This is a genomic window from Rhodococcus olei (assembly GCF_039540555.1).
Classification (GTDB): Bacteria; Actinomycetota; Actinomycetes; order Mycobacteriales; family Mycobacteriaceae; genus Rhodococcus_G; species Rhodococcus_G olei.
In genome coordinates this window covers 315,157-328,676 of record NZ_BAABFB010000075.1, presented here as the reverse complement: position 1 = coordinate 328,676, position 13,520 = coordinate 315,157, and the positions used below count along the sequence as shown (strand labels likewise).

At 71.6% G+C, this 13,520-nt stretch carries 13 protein-coding genes and 1 riboswitch; of the genes, 8 read left to right on the top strand and 5 right to left on the bottom strand.

The window, feature by feature from the left end; translation table 11 throughout:
- Positions 1 to 305 precede the first annotated feature (305 nt).
- Positions 306 to 1,559, top strand: a complete 1,254-nt coding sequence (locus tag ABD951_RS26285; RefSeq protein WP_425569967.1) for a sensor histidine kinase — start codon at positions 306 to 308, stop codon at positions 1,557 to 1,559.
- A gap of 77 nt (positions 1,560 to 1,636) precedes the next feature.
- Here ABD951_RS26285 and ABD951_RS26280 read toward each other — a convergent pair whose 3' ends face one another.
- On the bottom strand, positions 1,637 to 2,005 hold the full coding sequence (locus ABD951_RS26280; protein ID WP_345352633.1) for a hypothetical protein: 369 nt from the start codon (positions 2,003 to 2,005) through the stop codon (positions 1,637 to 1,639).
- 163 nt (positions 2,006 to 2,168) lie between these two features.
- Between ABD951_RS26280 and ABD951_RS26275 the strand changes: the two genes are divergently transcribed.
- Together ABD951_RS26275 and ABD951_RS26270 are read left to right on the top strand one after the other, a co-directional pair.
- Entirely contained in the window at positions 2,169 to 2,309 is a 141-nt protein-coding gene (locus ABD951_RS26275; protein ID WP_345352630.1) for a hypothetical protein, read from the top strand.
- Between the two features lie 6 nt (positions 2,310 to 2,315).
- On the top strand, positions 2,316 to 2,783 hold the full coding sequence (locus tag ABD951_RS26270; RefSeq protein WP_345352627.1) for a tail fiber domain-containing protein: 468 nt from the start codon (positions 2,316 to 2,318) through the stop codon (positions 2,781 to 2,783).
- Positions 2,784 to 2,824: 41 nt separating this feature from the next.
- Here ABD951_RS26270 and ABD951_RS26265 read toward each other — a convergent pair whose 3' ends face one another.
- Entirely contained in the window at positions 2,825 to 3,634 is an 810-nt protein-coding gene (locus ABD951_RS26265) for an ABC transporter (protein WP_345352624.1), read from the bottom strand.
- A gap of 73 nt (positions 3,635 to 3,707) precedes the next feature.
- Entirely contained in the window at positions 3,708 to 4,022 is a 315-nt protein-coding gene (locus ABD951_RS26260; protein WP_345352621.1) for a DMT family transporter, read from the bottom strand.
- 15 nt (positions 4,023 to 4,037) lie between these two features.
- A riboswitch (guanidine-III (ykkC-III) riboswitch) is annotated at positions 4,038 to 4,100 on the bottom strand.
- Positions 4,101 to 4,219: 119 nt separating this feature from the next.
- Between ABD951_RS26260 and ABD951_RS26255 the strand changes: the two genes are divergently transcribed.
- Positions 4,220 to 4,924, top strand: a complete 705-nt coding sequence (locus tag ABD951_RS26255) for a response regulator transcription factor (protein ID WP_345352619.1) — start codon at positions 4,220 to 4,222, stop codon at positions 4,922 to 4,924.
- 4 nt (positions 4,925 to 4,928) lie between these two features.
- Positions 4,929 to 6,335: a sensor histidine kinase gene (locus ABD951_RS26250; protein ID WP_425569966.1), complete on the top strand. Its 1,407-nt coding sequence runs from the start codon at positions 4,929 to 4,931 to the stop codon at positions 6,333 to 6,335.
- A 258-nt stretch (positions 6,336 to 6,593) separates the two neighbouring features.
- Here the strand turns inward: ABD951_RS26250 and ABD951_RS26245 are convergent, their stop codons facing one another.
- The gene (locus ABD951_RS26245) at positions 6,594 to 7,736 is read right to left on the bottom strand and encodes an oxidoreductase (protein WP_345352616.1); all 1,143 of its coding nucleotides are present in this window, start codon (positions 7,734 to 7,736) and stop codon (positions 6,594 to 6,596) included.
- Positions 7,737 to 7,863: 127 nt separating this feature from the next.
- Positions 7,864 to 8,289, bottom strand: coding sequence for an HIT family protein (locus ABD951_RS26240; RefSeq protein WP_345352613.1), 426 nt, complete (start codon positions 8,287 to 8,289; stop codon positions 7,864 to 7,866).
- Between the two features lie 135 nt (positions 8,290 to 8,424).
- Between ABD951_RS26240 and ABD951_RS26235 the strand changes: the two genes are divergently transcribed.
- The 3 genes from ABD951_RS26235 to purD are packed head-to-tail and all read left to right on the top strand — an operon-like array spanning position 8,425 to position 13,227.
- Entirely contained in the window at positions 8,425 to 9,693 is a 1,269-nt protein-coding gene (locus ABD951_RS26235; protein WP_345352611.1) for a bifunctional glycosyltransferase family 2/GtrA family protein, read from the top strand.
- Positions 9,690 to 11,966 (top strand): glycosyltransferase family 39 protein, encoded by a 2,277-nt coding sequence (locus ABD951_RS26230; RefSeq protein WP_345352608.1) that lies wholly within the window; start codon positions 9,690 to 9,692, stop codon positions 11,964 to 11,966. Before ABD951_RS26235 ends, ABD951_RS26230 begins: the two co-directional genes overlap by 4 nt.
- 10 nt (positions 11,967 to 11,976) lie before the next feature.
- Positions 11,977 to 13,227, top strand: a complete 1,251-nt coding sequence (gene purD, locus ABD951_RS26225) for a phosphoribosylamine--glycine ligase (RefSeq protein ID WP_345352605.1) — start codon at positions 11,977 to 11,979, stop codon at positions 13,225 to 13,227.
- The last annotated feature ends 293 nt before the right edge of the window (positions 13,228 to 13,520 follow it).

Here is a 13,520-nt window from a genome sequence, read left to right as displayed (position 1 = left end):
CGCCCGGCCACGCCGGGTGAGCACCTTTACCCGCCTTGACCTGCTCTTTTGAACGAGGGTGGCCGGCCCGTGGGAGGGATCGGGGCTGCTCCGCCGGGTGCCGCCGGGGGCGGGACGGGGCGGGGCACGGTACCGACGCCGGTCACCCCTGCGCTGGTGCCGTGCTTCGGCGTGCGGTGCCCGAGGGGTGCGCACGCGACCTGTCGGACAGGGCATTCGGCGCTACAATTCGCCTGGCCGGCCCGGTGAGCGTTGGTGTCGGAGTACTGCGTCGGCGTGGTCCCTCGACTGTGGTGGAGAGTGCCGTGTCCAGCTCTTCGATGTCCTCGGATCCGGGTGCCGATGTCGACCGGATCATCGTCGACCACGCGTACCTCGGGGTTCGGCTCCAGCTCGGGGTGCGCGCACTGTTGGTGGTCTTCGTCGCATCGACCCTGCTGGTCGTGCCGCCGGTCCACTACGCCGGGGTGTGCATTGCGGTGTTCACCTGCTACGCGGCGTGGGCGGTCGCGGTGTCGGTGTGGATGCGCCGGAGCGGTCGTGCCCATGTCGACGCGAGCTGGCTCGCGCTGTTCGTCGACCTGGCCGTGGTCGCCGTGCTGACCCTGGTGACGGGGGTCACCGCCCAGCAGAGCTGGACCTCGGACATCCTGATCAACGCGCTCTTCGTGATCCCGGTGCTCGCCTGTACGCAGCTTCGCCCGGGAGTGTGCGCCGCGGTGGTCGTGCCGACGGTCGTGGTGTTCCTGACCGCGAGCTGGGCGACGATGGGATCGAACCAGGAGCCGTGGCCGTCGATCCTGCTGAGCACCTTGGCGCTGGCCGGTCTCGGTGCCGGCGCCGTCGGACTGTCGTGGATCCAACGATCGCGGGTGCAGACCATTTCGTCGCTGGTGCGCGACCGGACCGCGCTTCTGACGGAGTTGATGACCGTCGAACAACGCGAGCGCCAGAGCCTCTCCGAACGGCTGCACGACGGGGCGCTGCAGTACGTGCTCGCCGCCAGACAGGATCTCGAGGACGTCCGTGACGGCCGGCCGGCCGCGCTGGATCGGATCGACCGGGCGCTCCGCGAGTCGTCGGCACTGCTGCGCACCACGACCTCCGAGCTGCATCCCGCCGTCCTCGAGCACGTCGGCCTGGCTCCCGCGCTCGGCGATCTGGCTCGTGCCGCGGCCGAGCGAGGCGGATTCGTCGTCGAGGTGAACACCGCGGGCTGGCCGGACGGCATGCGCACCTCGGTGGACTCGATGCTGTTCGGTGCCGCGAGGGAACTGCTGTCGAACGTCGTGAAACACGCTGCCGCCCGGTCTGTTCGGGTGGATCTGAACTGGAACGGCGAATCGGCGTCGCTCGAGATCGCCGACGACGGCATCGGCATCGAGGCCGGAGTCCGTGAGCATCGTCTCGGCGCCGGCCACATCGGCCTGGCGTCGCACGAACTGCGGGTGGCGGCGGCGGGAGGATGCTTCACCGTCCGGCCCGGAACCCGTTCGGGAACGGTCGCCCGTGTCGAGGTGCCCTGCGTCAGGCTGCCCGTGCCCGACACAGTTGACTGACGTGCTCGACGCTCAGGCGCATCCCGTCGTTGTCGGCACCTCGCCGGCGCGCGCCCGGAAGGGCGCGCGCCGGTGGGTCAGCAGGAGCCGGCGACGCCGGCGTTCACCGCGCGTTCGAAATCGGCCTTCTCCTGGTCCGACTTGCCGGCCCAGTCCGGAGCCGACTGCGCGAGCGAGAGGAATTCCGCGCCGATCGCCTGCGGGCTGCGGTCCTCGCCCGTGACCCCCGACGCGGTCAGGGTCTGGATGTAGCTCAGCACGCCGTTGCAGGTGTCCAGGTAGAGATCGCCGGTGGCGGCGGGCTCCGCGTAGGCATCCGAACCGGACTGCGCCGCAATCGAAGTAGCCGGCGCTGCGGTGTCGCCCGAGTCGGAGTCCGAACCGCAGCCGGCGGCGAACAGGGACACGGAGGCGAGAGCGGCGATGGTGAACGTGAAGCGTTTCATGACCGGTATCTGTATCAGACCGGCACATCTGCACCGGCATCGGTGCCGGACGGCTGTTGCAATCGGAGCCCGGGAGGAGAACCGTGGTAGGTGTTCATTCGTGGGGGCTGCCCCGCGCCGAGGCCGCCCCGACATTCGACTCGACGAGAGCCTTGGAGGAATCATGCTCGGACTCGCGATCGGACTGGGCGGCGCCGCGCTCGGCGTCGGGCTGAGTGTCGGGCTCGGAGCACTCGGCCTCGGACTGGGGCTCCTGCTCAGCGACGTCAGGTCGAAGCGTCACATTCGCCCGCTGCGGCCCTGACGGCACATGACCCGACCGCCCGCCGCACCAGGTGACGTCGACGCCGACGATCGGGGGACGCGAACGCGGGCCACACATCCGGGAGACGATCCGTCCCACCGCCAACGACACCATCCGCTCGCGTGGCTGCTGTCGCACGCGAGCCGTCGGCGTGGGGTCCACACCGACGCCGGGGTCCCCGACGGCGCGAACGAGGTGCTCGAGCGCCTGGCCACCCTTCCGCTGAGCGTGTGGAGCTACCGGTTCGACCACGAATCGGTCCGGCACCTGGGCCCGATGGCGCAGGATTTCGCGGGGACGTTCGGTCTCGGGTCCTCGGACCGCACGATCGCCGGGGTCGACGCCAACGGGGTCTGCATGGCCGGCATCCAGGCACTGCACCGGCGGCTCGTCGAGGTCGAGGCCGAGCTGGACCGGCTGCGGCGTGCGCTCGGCGAGGCGAACTCGACCGGGGCCGTTCCCGACCGGCGGTGAGCGGTCCGTCTCGGTGAACCGGCGGGCGCTCCACCGGCCGGTCAGGCCAGCTCGGTACCGTTGCCCCGGCCGCTGCGGAGCCAACGGCCGGGAAGCCGGCCGGCCAGTTCGCCCAGCGGGCCGACCGCGGCGCTGAGCACGCCGACGGTCTCGCGGAGCAGTTCGATGCTGTCGCCCATCTGCTCGAGGTTCGGAGCCAGCGACGTGAGCGTCTCCGACAGCGACACGATCTGGTCCAGCGGGCCGTCCTCGGCGATGATGCGTTCGAGGGGGCCGTCCTTCGCGAGCAGTGACTCGAGGACGCCGCCCTCCTCGAGCGCGCGGTCGATGAGGCCGCCCTCCCGGGTGAGGGTTTCGAGCGGGCCGGAGACCGCGGTGAGGCGTTCGAGCGGGCCGTCCTCGGCGGTCAGCCGGTCCAGCAGCCCGCCGCGGGCCAGCAGTCGTTCGACCGGGCCGTCCTCGTCGAGCAGGCGGTCGACCGGGCCGCCGGGCGCGAGGACCCGCTCGAGCGGGCCACCCGGTTCGATGATCCGTTCCAGGGTCCCGCCCGGCGCTGTGAGCCGGTCGACGACACCGCCCGGCTCGAGGAGCCGGTCGAGGGGGCCGCCCGGGCGCATCGCCTGCCCGAGGGGGCGCTGGTCGGAGGCGAGTTCGGCGATCTGCTGCAGCAGCTTGAGCGGGCCCGACGAGTTCGCCGAGGCGAGACCGCCGAGGTTGACCGCACTGCCGGGCGCCGACGCGGACACCACCACGCGGGCGGCGCCGATGGCCGTCTCGGCGACACCGAGCGCGGAGTCCGCGAGTGCCAGCCCCACCCTCGTCGGCACTGTGACGATCGCCACCAGGTTCATGCGATTACTGTAACCCGGGGCCGACGGACACCGGATCGTCCGACACCCGCCCGAGCCCCGGCGCGGCCGGCGCTCAGTGCAGCGCCTTGAGCCCGATCACACAGCCGATGATGCCGAGGATGAGCAGCACTTTCATGATCGACGCGGACTCCGCGCCGGTGAGCATCGCGAACCCGACCGTGAGCGCGGCGCCGATCCCGACCCACACCGCGTAGGAGGTTCCGACCGGCAGCGTCCGCATCGCGTAGGCGAGGCCGGCCATGCTGGCGACGATCGCGACACCGAACACCGCCGTGGGGCCGAGTCGGGTGAAGCCGTCGGACTTGCCGAGAGCCGTCGCCCAGACGGCTTCGAGGACACCGGAGACGACGAGGACGAACCATGCCATGACTGAAATCTCTCCCAGGCACCGTCTTGTCGCTGGCCGGGTACGGTGCGCTCGTCCGGGTGTCGTGCTCGACGCGCCCACCGTAGCAACGCCTCACATCGGTGGAGGAGTGGGTGTGAGCAACCTGACCGCCGACTCACAGGAAACTCCCAGTCACCGGTCAGCCGAAGATCAGGCAGGCGAGTGACGATGGCGGCGTGACTCCCACGAAGACCGACGCGAAGGTCCTGATCGTCGACGACGAACCGAACATCGTCGAACTGCTGTCGGTGAGCCTGCGATTCCAGGGCTTCGAGGTCGCGGTCGCGTCCACCGGCGCGGAAGGGCTGGACCGGGCGAAGTCGTTCCGCCCGGACGCGCTGATCCTCGATGTGATGATGCCCGGCATGGACGGGTTCGGGCTGCTGCGCCGCCTGCGCGCCGACGGCGTCGACGCACCGGTGCTGTTCCTGACCGCGAAGGACGCCGTCGAAGACAAGGTGACCGGACTGACCCTCGGTGCCGACGACTACGTCACCAAGCCGTTCAGTCTCGAGGAGGTCGTGGCACGGCTGCGGGTGATCCTCCGCCGCGTCGCCCGGGACCCGAACACGGCCGCACCGTCCCGGATCTCGTTCGCCGACATCGAACTCGACGACGACACCCACGAGGTGTGGAAGGCCGGCGAACCGGTGTCGCTGTCGCCGACCGAGTTCACGCTGCTGCGGTACTTCATGGTCAACGCCGGTGTGGTGCTGAGCAAGCCGCGCATCCTGGACCACGTGTGGCACTACGACTTCGGCGGCGAGGTCGGGGTCGTCGAGTCCTACGTGTCGTATCTGCGGCGCAAGGTGGACACCACCGAGCCGCGCCTGATCCACACCCTGCGCGGCGTCGGATACGTCATGCGAGAACCGAAGTAACGCCGTGGGTCGGCTGCACCGGGCGCCGCTGCGCGTGACGCTGGTCGCGGTGTTGCTGGTGCTCACCGCCACGGGCCTGTTCGCGTCCGGGGTCGCGGTGACGTCGGCGATGAAGAACTCGCTGATCTCCCGCATCGACACCTCGCTCCGCGACGCGTCGCTGACCTGGGCGAAGCCGCGGGTGCGTCCGCTGCCGCCGCCCGCGGCGGAGCCCGGGCCGTCGCGCCCGCCGAGCCCGTACTACGTGCGCAGCGAAACCCCCGACGGTGCAACACGGCTGGTGATCAACGACCTCCCGGTGGAACCGGACCTGCCCGCGAACATCGGTACCGCGCCGGTCACCGTCGGGTCGGTCGGCGACCCCGGGAAGCACTGGCGGGCACTGACCGCGACGACCCAGGACGGCACCGTCACCGTCGCCGTGCGGCTCGGCGACGTCGACGCGACGGTGGAGCGGCTGATCGGGTTGCAGATCGGGATCGGCGTCGCCGTGCTGGTGGCGCTCGGCGGCATCGGGTACCTCGTCGTGCGGCGCAGCCTGCGGCCCCTGGTGGAGGTCGAGGAGACGGCCGCTGCGATCGCGGAAGGGCGCCTGCACCAACGGATCCCGGTCCGGGAGGACCGGACCGAGGTGGGGCGGCTGACGGTGGCGCTGAACGGGATGCTCGAACAGATCCAGACCGCGTTCGCGACGACCGAGGCGTCCGAGGAGTCGGCCCGGCGGTCCGAGGAGAAGATGCGCCGCTTCGTGGCCGACGCCAGCCACGAACTGCGCACCCCGCTGACGACGATCCGCGGGTTCGCCGAGCTCTACCGGCAGGGCGCGGTCACCGACACCGACCAGGCGATGTCGCGGATCGAGTCGGAGGCGTCCCGGATGGGGCTGCTCGTCGAGGACCTGCTGATGCTCGCGCGCCTCGACGCGCAGCGGCCGCTGGAGAAGGTTCCCGTCGACCTGCTGGCCGTCGCCGCGGACGCGGTGCACGACGCCCGCGCCATCGCACCCGACCGGTCCATCACGCTCGAGGTCGTCGACGGTCCGGGCCGCCCGGAGGTGCTCGGCGACGACGCCCGGCTGCGCCAGGTCCTCACCAACCTGGTCAGCAACGCTCTCGGGCACACCCCGGCCGACGCCGCGGTCACCGTGCGCGTCGGCACGGTGGGGCGGGACGCACTGCTCGAGGTGGCGGACACCGGACCGGGTCTCGACGCCCAGGCGCGCGAGCGCGTCTTCGAGCGCTTCTATCGGGCCGACTCGTCCCGCGCGCGGAACTCGGGTGGCAGCGGCCTCGGGCTGTCGATCGTCGCGGCGCTCGTCGCCGCGCACGGTGGCACCGTCGCGGTCGAGTCCCCGGACGGCGGGGGAGCGGTGTTCCGGGTGTCGCTGCCCCGGGCCGACCCGGACCGGTGACGCCCGGTCCCGTGGTCCACCGCCGCTGGCCGGGAAAGCCGGAACTGTGCCGGACGCCGGCGCTCTCCGGGACGACCTCGTCCCGATTTCACCGCGTCACCGCACTGGCGGAGCCGCCGGACCGGGCCCTGATCGAGCGGAGACGGACGGAGTCGGCCGTGACCGAATCGCGGCCCCGCTGAGCGAGATTCGGTCTCGGAACGGGCACCGGACGACGTTCCCGGTGCCCGTTCCGGCGGCCGATGCGGGACACCGGCCCTACGTCAGCACGGCCTCGTGGACCCGGCGGTCGAACTCGGGGATCGGTCCGCCGGCCCGCAGCGTCTCGGCGATGCGCGGGTCGGCCAGGTGCAGGCGTCCGATCGCGGCGAGGTCGAACTCGTCGGCACCCAGACGCTGTTCGAGCTCCGCGATGTTGTCGACGGACTCCACGGTCGGGCCGGCGAGCCGGCCGTCCCGCAACGACTTGCCGAGGCCGACGCAGCCGACGGCCATCGTGACCGCGCCGGTGGTGCGCTTCGCCCAGCCGGCGAGCGAGAGGTCGCTGCCCTCGAAGGCCGGGGCGTCGAAGCGGCGGGAACTCGCGTCCAGGACATCGGCGCCGGCGTCGACGAGCGCGCCGAGGACGGTGCCCAGCTCCTCGGGGGTCTCCGCGATCCGGGCGGCGAAGTCCTGTTGCTTGTGCTGTGAGAAGCGGTAGACGATCGGCAGGTCGTCGCCGATCGCCTCACGGATCGCCCGCACCACCGCGGCCGGGAACGCGGTGCGCCGCAGCAGGTCCCCGCCCCACGCGTCGTCGCGCAGGTTCGTCGAGGACCAGAGGAACGAGTCGAGCAGGTAGCCGTGGCCGCCGTGGATCGCGATCGCGTCGAAGCCGAGATCGGCGGCGATGCGTGCCGCGTCGGCGTAGGCGGCGATCACGTCGCGGATGTCGGACTCGGTCATCGCGGCGGTCGGGGCGACCGCACGCTCCACGTACTCCTGCGGGTAGGAGGTGACGCCCGGCTCGCCCCACACGCCGGACGGGCGCATCGGCGTCACCTCGTCCACCTGCCGCATCGCGCCGAACAGGGGACCGACGTGCCACAGCTGCGGCGCGATCCGGCCGCCCGCCTCGTGCACCTGGTCCACCGCCCGCCGCCACCCGTCGCGGGCCGCCGCGTCGTGCAGGTTCGGCACGTCCGGGTGGTCGATCGCGCTCGGGTGGTCGATGCCGATGCCCTCGGTGACGATCAGACCGGTGCCGCCCTCGGCACGCCGGCGGTAGTACTGCGCGACGTCCTCGGTCGGCACGCCACCCGGGGAGTGGGTGCGCGTCATCGGGGACATGACGATGCGGTTCCGCAGTTCGAGCCCACGGATGCGCAGCGGACGGTACAGCGGGGAATCGGTGGCGGTCACGTGGCGGTCACAACTCCTCAGGGGACGGGCAGGGAACCCCAATCAACCGGGTTCCCCACCCGGACGCATCCCGGGTCCCGCTCGCCGGGACCATCGCGACCGGCCCTTCTCGCCGACTGAGGGAGGATCAGGCGGGGACGTTGGCCCCGTGCCCGAGCTCGCGCAGTGCCGCCTTGATCGTCGCCTGCGCCTCGTCGAGGGACTCGGCGGACGGGTTCGGATCGGCGCCGGAGATGTTGAAGTCGCCGAGGCTGTAGGCCGGGAACACGTGCAGGTGCAGGTGCGGCACCTCCAGGCCGGCGATGAGCAGACCGGCGCGGGGTGCACCGAAACCCTTCCGGACGGCCTGCCCGATCACCTGCGCGACCCGGCTGCACTGGGCGAACACCTCGCCGTCGAGGTCCTGCCACTGATCGATCTCGGCGCGCGGAACCACCAGCGTGTGCCCCTGGGTGATCGGGTTGATGGTCAGGAAGGCGACGACGTCGTCGTCCTCCCAGACGAACCGGCCCGGCAGCTCGCCGGCGATGATCATGCTGAACACGGATGCCATGGCTGCGATTATGCGCCAGCGTCGGTGGCGTGGGCACGAGGTCCCGCACCCTCCGCGTCACCGTCCGGAGCGCACACAGGAAACTGCCAGCCGCGATCCAGCGGCGGTGCAGATTCACCGAGCACCGTGGCGGTCATGACGAAGTCACTGGTTCGTCACGACCCGCAGGCCGCCGTCGCAGCCGCGGACACCGTGACACTCGATGTCGTGGTCCCGGTCTACAACGAGGAACGCGACCTCGAACGCTGCGTGCGCCGCCTGCACCGGTACCTCGCGGACGCCGTCCCGTATCCGAGCCGGATCACCGTCGCCGACAACGCGAGCACCGACGCCACCCTCGCGGTCGCGAACCGGCTCGCTGTCGAATTCGAGAACGTGCGGGTGGTGCACCTCGACGAGAAGGGCCGCGGCCGCGCGCTACGGACAGTGTGGAGCGTGTCCGACGCGCAGGTCGTCGCGTACATGGACGTCGACCTGTCCACCGACCTCAACGCGCTGCTGCCGTTGGTGGCGCCGCTGGTGTCCGGGCATTCCGATCTCGCGATCGGTTCCCGGCTCTCGCGCTCGTCGCGGGTGGTGCGGGGACCGAAGCGGGAGGTCATCTCCCGCTGCTACAACCTGATCCTCCGGGGAGCGTTGCGCGCCAAGTTCTCCGACGCCCAGTGCGGTTTCAAGGCGATGCGCACCGACGTCGCGCGCCAGTTGCTGCCGCTCGTGGAGGACACCGGCTGGTTCTTCGACACCGAGCTGCTGGTCCTCGCCGAACGTGTCGGGCTGCGGATCCACGAGGTGCCCGTCGACTGGGTGGACGACCCCGACAGCACCGTCGACATCGTCGCGACCGCGGTCGCCGACCTCAAGGGCGTGGTCCGGGTCGGGCGGGCCCTCGCAACCGGGAGACTGCCGGTCGCCGCGCTCCGCACCAGCCTCGGGCGTGAACCCCTCGTCGTGGGGGTCCCACACGGGATGGTAGGGCAACTGGTGCGCTTCGGTGTCGTCGGCGTCGCCTCGACGCTTGCCTACATGGTGCTGTACCTGCTGCTGCACCCCGCACTCGGCGCACAGGCCGCGAACTTCACGGCGCTGCTGATCACCGCCGTCCTCAACACCGCGGCCAACCGTGCGTTCACGTTCGGCATCCGCGGATCCGAAGGCGCCGCCAGGCACCAGATGCAGGGCCTCGCGGTGTTCGCGTTCGGCTTGCTGCTCACCAGTGGGTCGCTGTTCGTGCTGCACCGGTGGGTGCCCGACGCGTCCCGGCACGTCGAACTCGCGGTCCTCGTGATCGCCAATCTCGTTGCCACCGTGACCCGTTTCGTCGCCCTCCGGTGGGTGTTCCGGCACCGCACCGGGTCCCGGCAACAGTCCACGTTCCGCAGCGCGACCCAGGGAGTCGACCAGTGACCGCCACCGATGTTCTCGAACACCAGCCGGCGCAGCCCGCCGCTCCCACGCCGCCGTCCCGGCCGCGCTGGGAAGGGTGGGCCCTGGCCGCGCTGCTGATCGGCACCGCCGTCGCCTACCTGTGGAACCTGGGTTCGTCGGGCTGGGCCAACTCGTTCTATTCCGCCGCCGTGCAGGCGGGATCGGTGTCGTGGAAGGCGTTCTTCTTCGGCTCGTCCGACGCCGCGAACTCGATCACCGTCGACAAGCCGCCTGCCTCGCTGTGGGTCATGGAGCTGTCGGTGCGGGCGTTCGGGCTGAACTCGTGGTCGATCCTGGTGCCACAGGTGCTGATGGGTGTTGCCTCGGTGGCGCTGCTGTGGGCGATCGTGCGCCGCTACTTCGGCGCCGCCGCCGGTCTGCTCGCGGGTCTCGTGCTGGCGGTGACACCCGTTGCGGCGCTGATGTTCCGGTTCAACAACCCGGACGCGCTGCTGGTGCTGCTGACCCTCGCCGCCGCGTGGGCGCTGCTGCGTGCGATCGAGGACGGCCGCACCCGCTGGCTCGTGCTCACCGGGTTCTTCGTCGGTCTCGGCTTCCTCACCAAGCAACTGCAGGTGATGCTCGTGGTGCCCCCGCTGGCGCTGACCTACCTGCTGTTCGGCCCGCCGAAGCTCGGCAAGCGCATCGCTCAGTTGTTCGCGGCGCTGGCCGCGATGGTGGTCTCCGCCGGGTGGTGGTTGCTCGCCGTCGAACTGTGGCCCGCGGACTCACGGCCGTGGATCGGCGGTTCGCAGAACAACTCGATTCTCGAGTTGACCCTCGGCTACAACGGGCTCGGCCGGCTCAACGGTGACGAGCGCGGCAGCGTGGTTCCCGGTCGCGACGGCGGTGCCGTCCAGGGGCTCAGCGGCGGTGCCGTCCAGGGGCTCAGTGGCGGTGCCGTCCAGGGGCTCGGCGGCTCGGCCACCGAGACGGTGGTCGGGGCGATGCCCGCCGGGCTGCCCGCGGGAATGCCGCCGGGCGGAATGCCCGGCGGGATGCCGCCCGGCGGGCCGGGCGGGGGTGGCGGCATGTGGGGCAGCACCGGCATCACCCGCATGTTCGAGCCCGCGCAGGGCGGGCAGATCGCCTGGCTGATCCCGGCGGCCCTGATCCTGGGCGTCCTCGGAATCGTGTTGCGAGGCCGCCTTGCCCGGACCGACCGCAAGCGGGCCACCTTCGTGCTGTTCGGGTCGTGGCTGCTGACCGCCGGGCTGGTGTTCAGCTTCATGGCCGGCATCTTCCACGCCTACTACACCGTGGCACTCGCCCCGATGGTCGCGGCGCTCGTCGGTGCCGGTGCGGTCACTGCATGGCGGCACCGGAACATGCTCTGGGTGCGTGTGACCGCTGCGGTGACGATGCTGGTGACCGCGCTGTGGTCCTGGGAACTGCTCGGCCGCAGCGCTTCGTTCGTCCCGTGGCTGCGCTGGGTGATCCTCGTCGCCGGCCTCGTCGTCGCGGCTGCGCTCCTGGTGCCGCGCTCGACGGCCAGGTTCGCCTCGGTCGTTGCTGCTGCGGCCGTCCTCACCGCCCTCGCCGGTCCCGCCGCCTATGCGATCGACACCGTCGCGACCCCCCACGAGGGCGCGATCGTCTCGGCCGGACCCAACACCGGCGGCATGTTCGGTGGGCACGGTGGACCCGCCGGGCGGGACGGTCGAGGGTTCGGGCAGCGTATGGGTGCGCAGATGCCCGGCGGTATGGGGCAGGCGCCCGGGGGCACTGGACAGATGCCGGGTGGCATGGGGCAGGTGCCGGGTGGTGTCGGGCAGGTGCCGAGTGCCGGCCGGGGCGGAGTCGCGCAGGCGCCCGGCGGCCTGCCCCCGGGCGAGATGCCCGGCGGTGTGGGCATGGGCGGCTTCGCGGCGGGAGGGCTGCTCAACGGCAGCCGGCCGAGCGCCGAGCTGACCGCGCTGCTCACCGACGGTGCGGACCGCTACACCTGGGTCGCCGCCGCGATCGGGTCCAACAGCGCGTCCGGCTACCAGCTGGCCACCGAGCGGCCGGTGATGCCGATCGGGGGGTTCAACGGCAGCGACCCGTCGCCGACGCTCGACCAGTTCCGGCAGTACGTCGCGGACGGAAAGATCCACTACTTCATCGCGGGTGGAGGTATGGGCGGCGGAATGGGTGGCAGCGGGACCGCGTCCGAGATCTCGCAGTGGGTGACACAGAACTTCACCCAGCGCACCGTGGACGGGGTCACGCTGTACGACCTGACCTCGCCCACCGGGCAGGCAGGAACGTAGTCTGAGGCCCGTGCGCGTACTCGTTATCGGCTCCGGAGCCCGTGAACATGCCCTGCTGCTCGCCCTGTCCCGCGACCCGGGAGTGACGGCGCTCTTCGCGGCCCCCGGCAACGCCGGCACCGCGAAGATCGCCGAGCAGCACCCGGTGGACGCGGCCTCCGGCGAGAGCGTCGTCGCTCTCGCCCGGCGGGTCGAGGCCGACCTGGTGGTGATCGGTCCGGAGGTGCCGCTGGTCGCCGGTGTCGCCGACGCGGTGCGCGCGGCAGGCATCGCCTGCTTCGGCCCGTCCGCGGACGCGGCCCGGATCGAAGGCTCCAAGGCGTTCGCGAAGGACGTCATGGCCGCGGCCGGGGTGCGAACCGCGCACAGCGAGGTCGTCGACAACCCGGCCAAGCTGGACGAGGCACTGGACCGGTTCGGTCCGAACTGGGTCGTCAAGGACGACGGCCTCGCCGCCGGCAAGGGCGTCGTCGTCACCACCGACCGGGCCGCGGCCCGCGCGCACGCCGCCGACATCCTCGAGCACGGGCACCCGGTGCTGCTCGAGTCGTACCTCGACGGCCCCGAGGTGTCGCTGTTCTGCCTCGTCGACGGCGAGACGGTGGTCCCGCTGCTGCCCGCGCAGGATCACAAGCGGGTCGGGGACGGCGACACCGGTCCGAACACCGGCGGCATGGGCGCATACACCCCGCTGCCGTGGCTGCCCGCCGAGACCGTCACCGCGATCGTCGAGGACGTCGTCAAGCCCGTCGCGGCCGAGCTGGTGCAGCGCGGCAGCGGGTTCTCCGGCCTGCTGTACGCCGGCCTGGCGATCGGTGCGGACGGCCCGGCCGTCGTCGAGTTCAACTGCCGCTTCGGCGACCCGGAGACGCAGGCGGTGCTGGCGCTCCTCGAGTCCCCGCTCGGAGCGGCGCTGAACGCGACCGCGACCGGCACCCTCGCGTCGCTGCCGTCGTTGCAGTGGCGGGACGGCGCCGCGGTCACCGTCGTCCTCGCCGCGGAGAACTACCCGGGGACGCCGCGCACCGGCGACAAGATCGTCGGCGCCGACGGCGACGGCGTCCTGCACGCGGGCACCGCGGTCAAGGACGACTCGATCGTCTCGTCGGGCGGCCGGGTGCTCAGCGTGGTCGGGACGGGCGCGGACCTGAGCGCCGCGCGGGCCGACGCCTACGCCAAGCTCGACGCGATCAAACTGCCGGGCGGGCACTTCCGTACCGACATCGGCCTCGCCGCGGTCGAGGGCCGTATCAGCATCTGACGGTCGTGTCGACGCCCCCGTCGCGGAATCCGCGACGGGGGCGTCGGCGTCTGCGCGGTCCCCGGCCGCCCACCCCGATTTCCCGTCGAATGGCAGGAAATCGTCCTCGCCCGCTAACGTCGGCGTCGTGACGACGGCCGACGACCACCTGGCGGGAGAGCTGCTGACGCGGCGCCGCCACGTGGACTTCGCGCACGTGTGCACGTCCGGTTGTCCGGCCTCCTGATCGAACCCGTCCCGGTCCGAGCGTCTGCTCGCACCGGTCCCACCCGTTCGCCCACCCAGATCAGGGG

Coding starts and splice junctions, on each gene's coding strand:
- ABD951_RS26280 (WP_345352633.1), bottom strand. CDS start 2,005: ATGAAACGCTTCACGTTCACCATCGCCGCTCTCGCCTCCGTGTCCCTG.
- ABD951_RS26275 (WP_345352630.1), top strand. CDS start 2,169: ATGCTCGGACTCGCGATCGGACTGGGCGGCGCCGCGCTCGGCGTCGGG.
- ABD951_RS26270 (WP_345352627.1), top strand. CDS start 2,316: ATGACCCGACCGCCCGCCGCACCAGGTGACGTCGACGCCGACGATCGG.
- ABD951_RS26265 (WP_345352624.1), bottom strand. CDS start 3,634: ATGAACCTGGTGGCGATCGTCACAGTGCCGACGAGGGTGGGGCTGGCA.
- ABD951_RS26260 (WP_345352621.1), bottom strand. CDS start 4,022: ATGGCATGGTTCGTCCTCGTCGTCTCCGGTGTCCTCGAAGCCGTCTGG.
- ABD951_RS26240 (WP_345352613.1), bottom strand. CDS start 8,289: ATGGCATCCGTGTTCAGCATGATCATCGCCGGCGAGCTGCCGGGCCGG.
- ABD951_RS26235 (WP_345352611.1), top strand. CDS start 8,425: ATGACGAAGTCACTGGTTCGTCACGACCCGCAGGCCGCCGTCGCAGCC.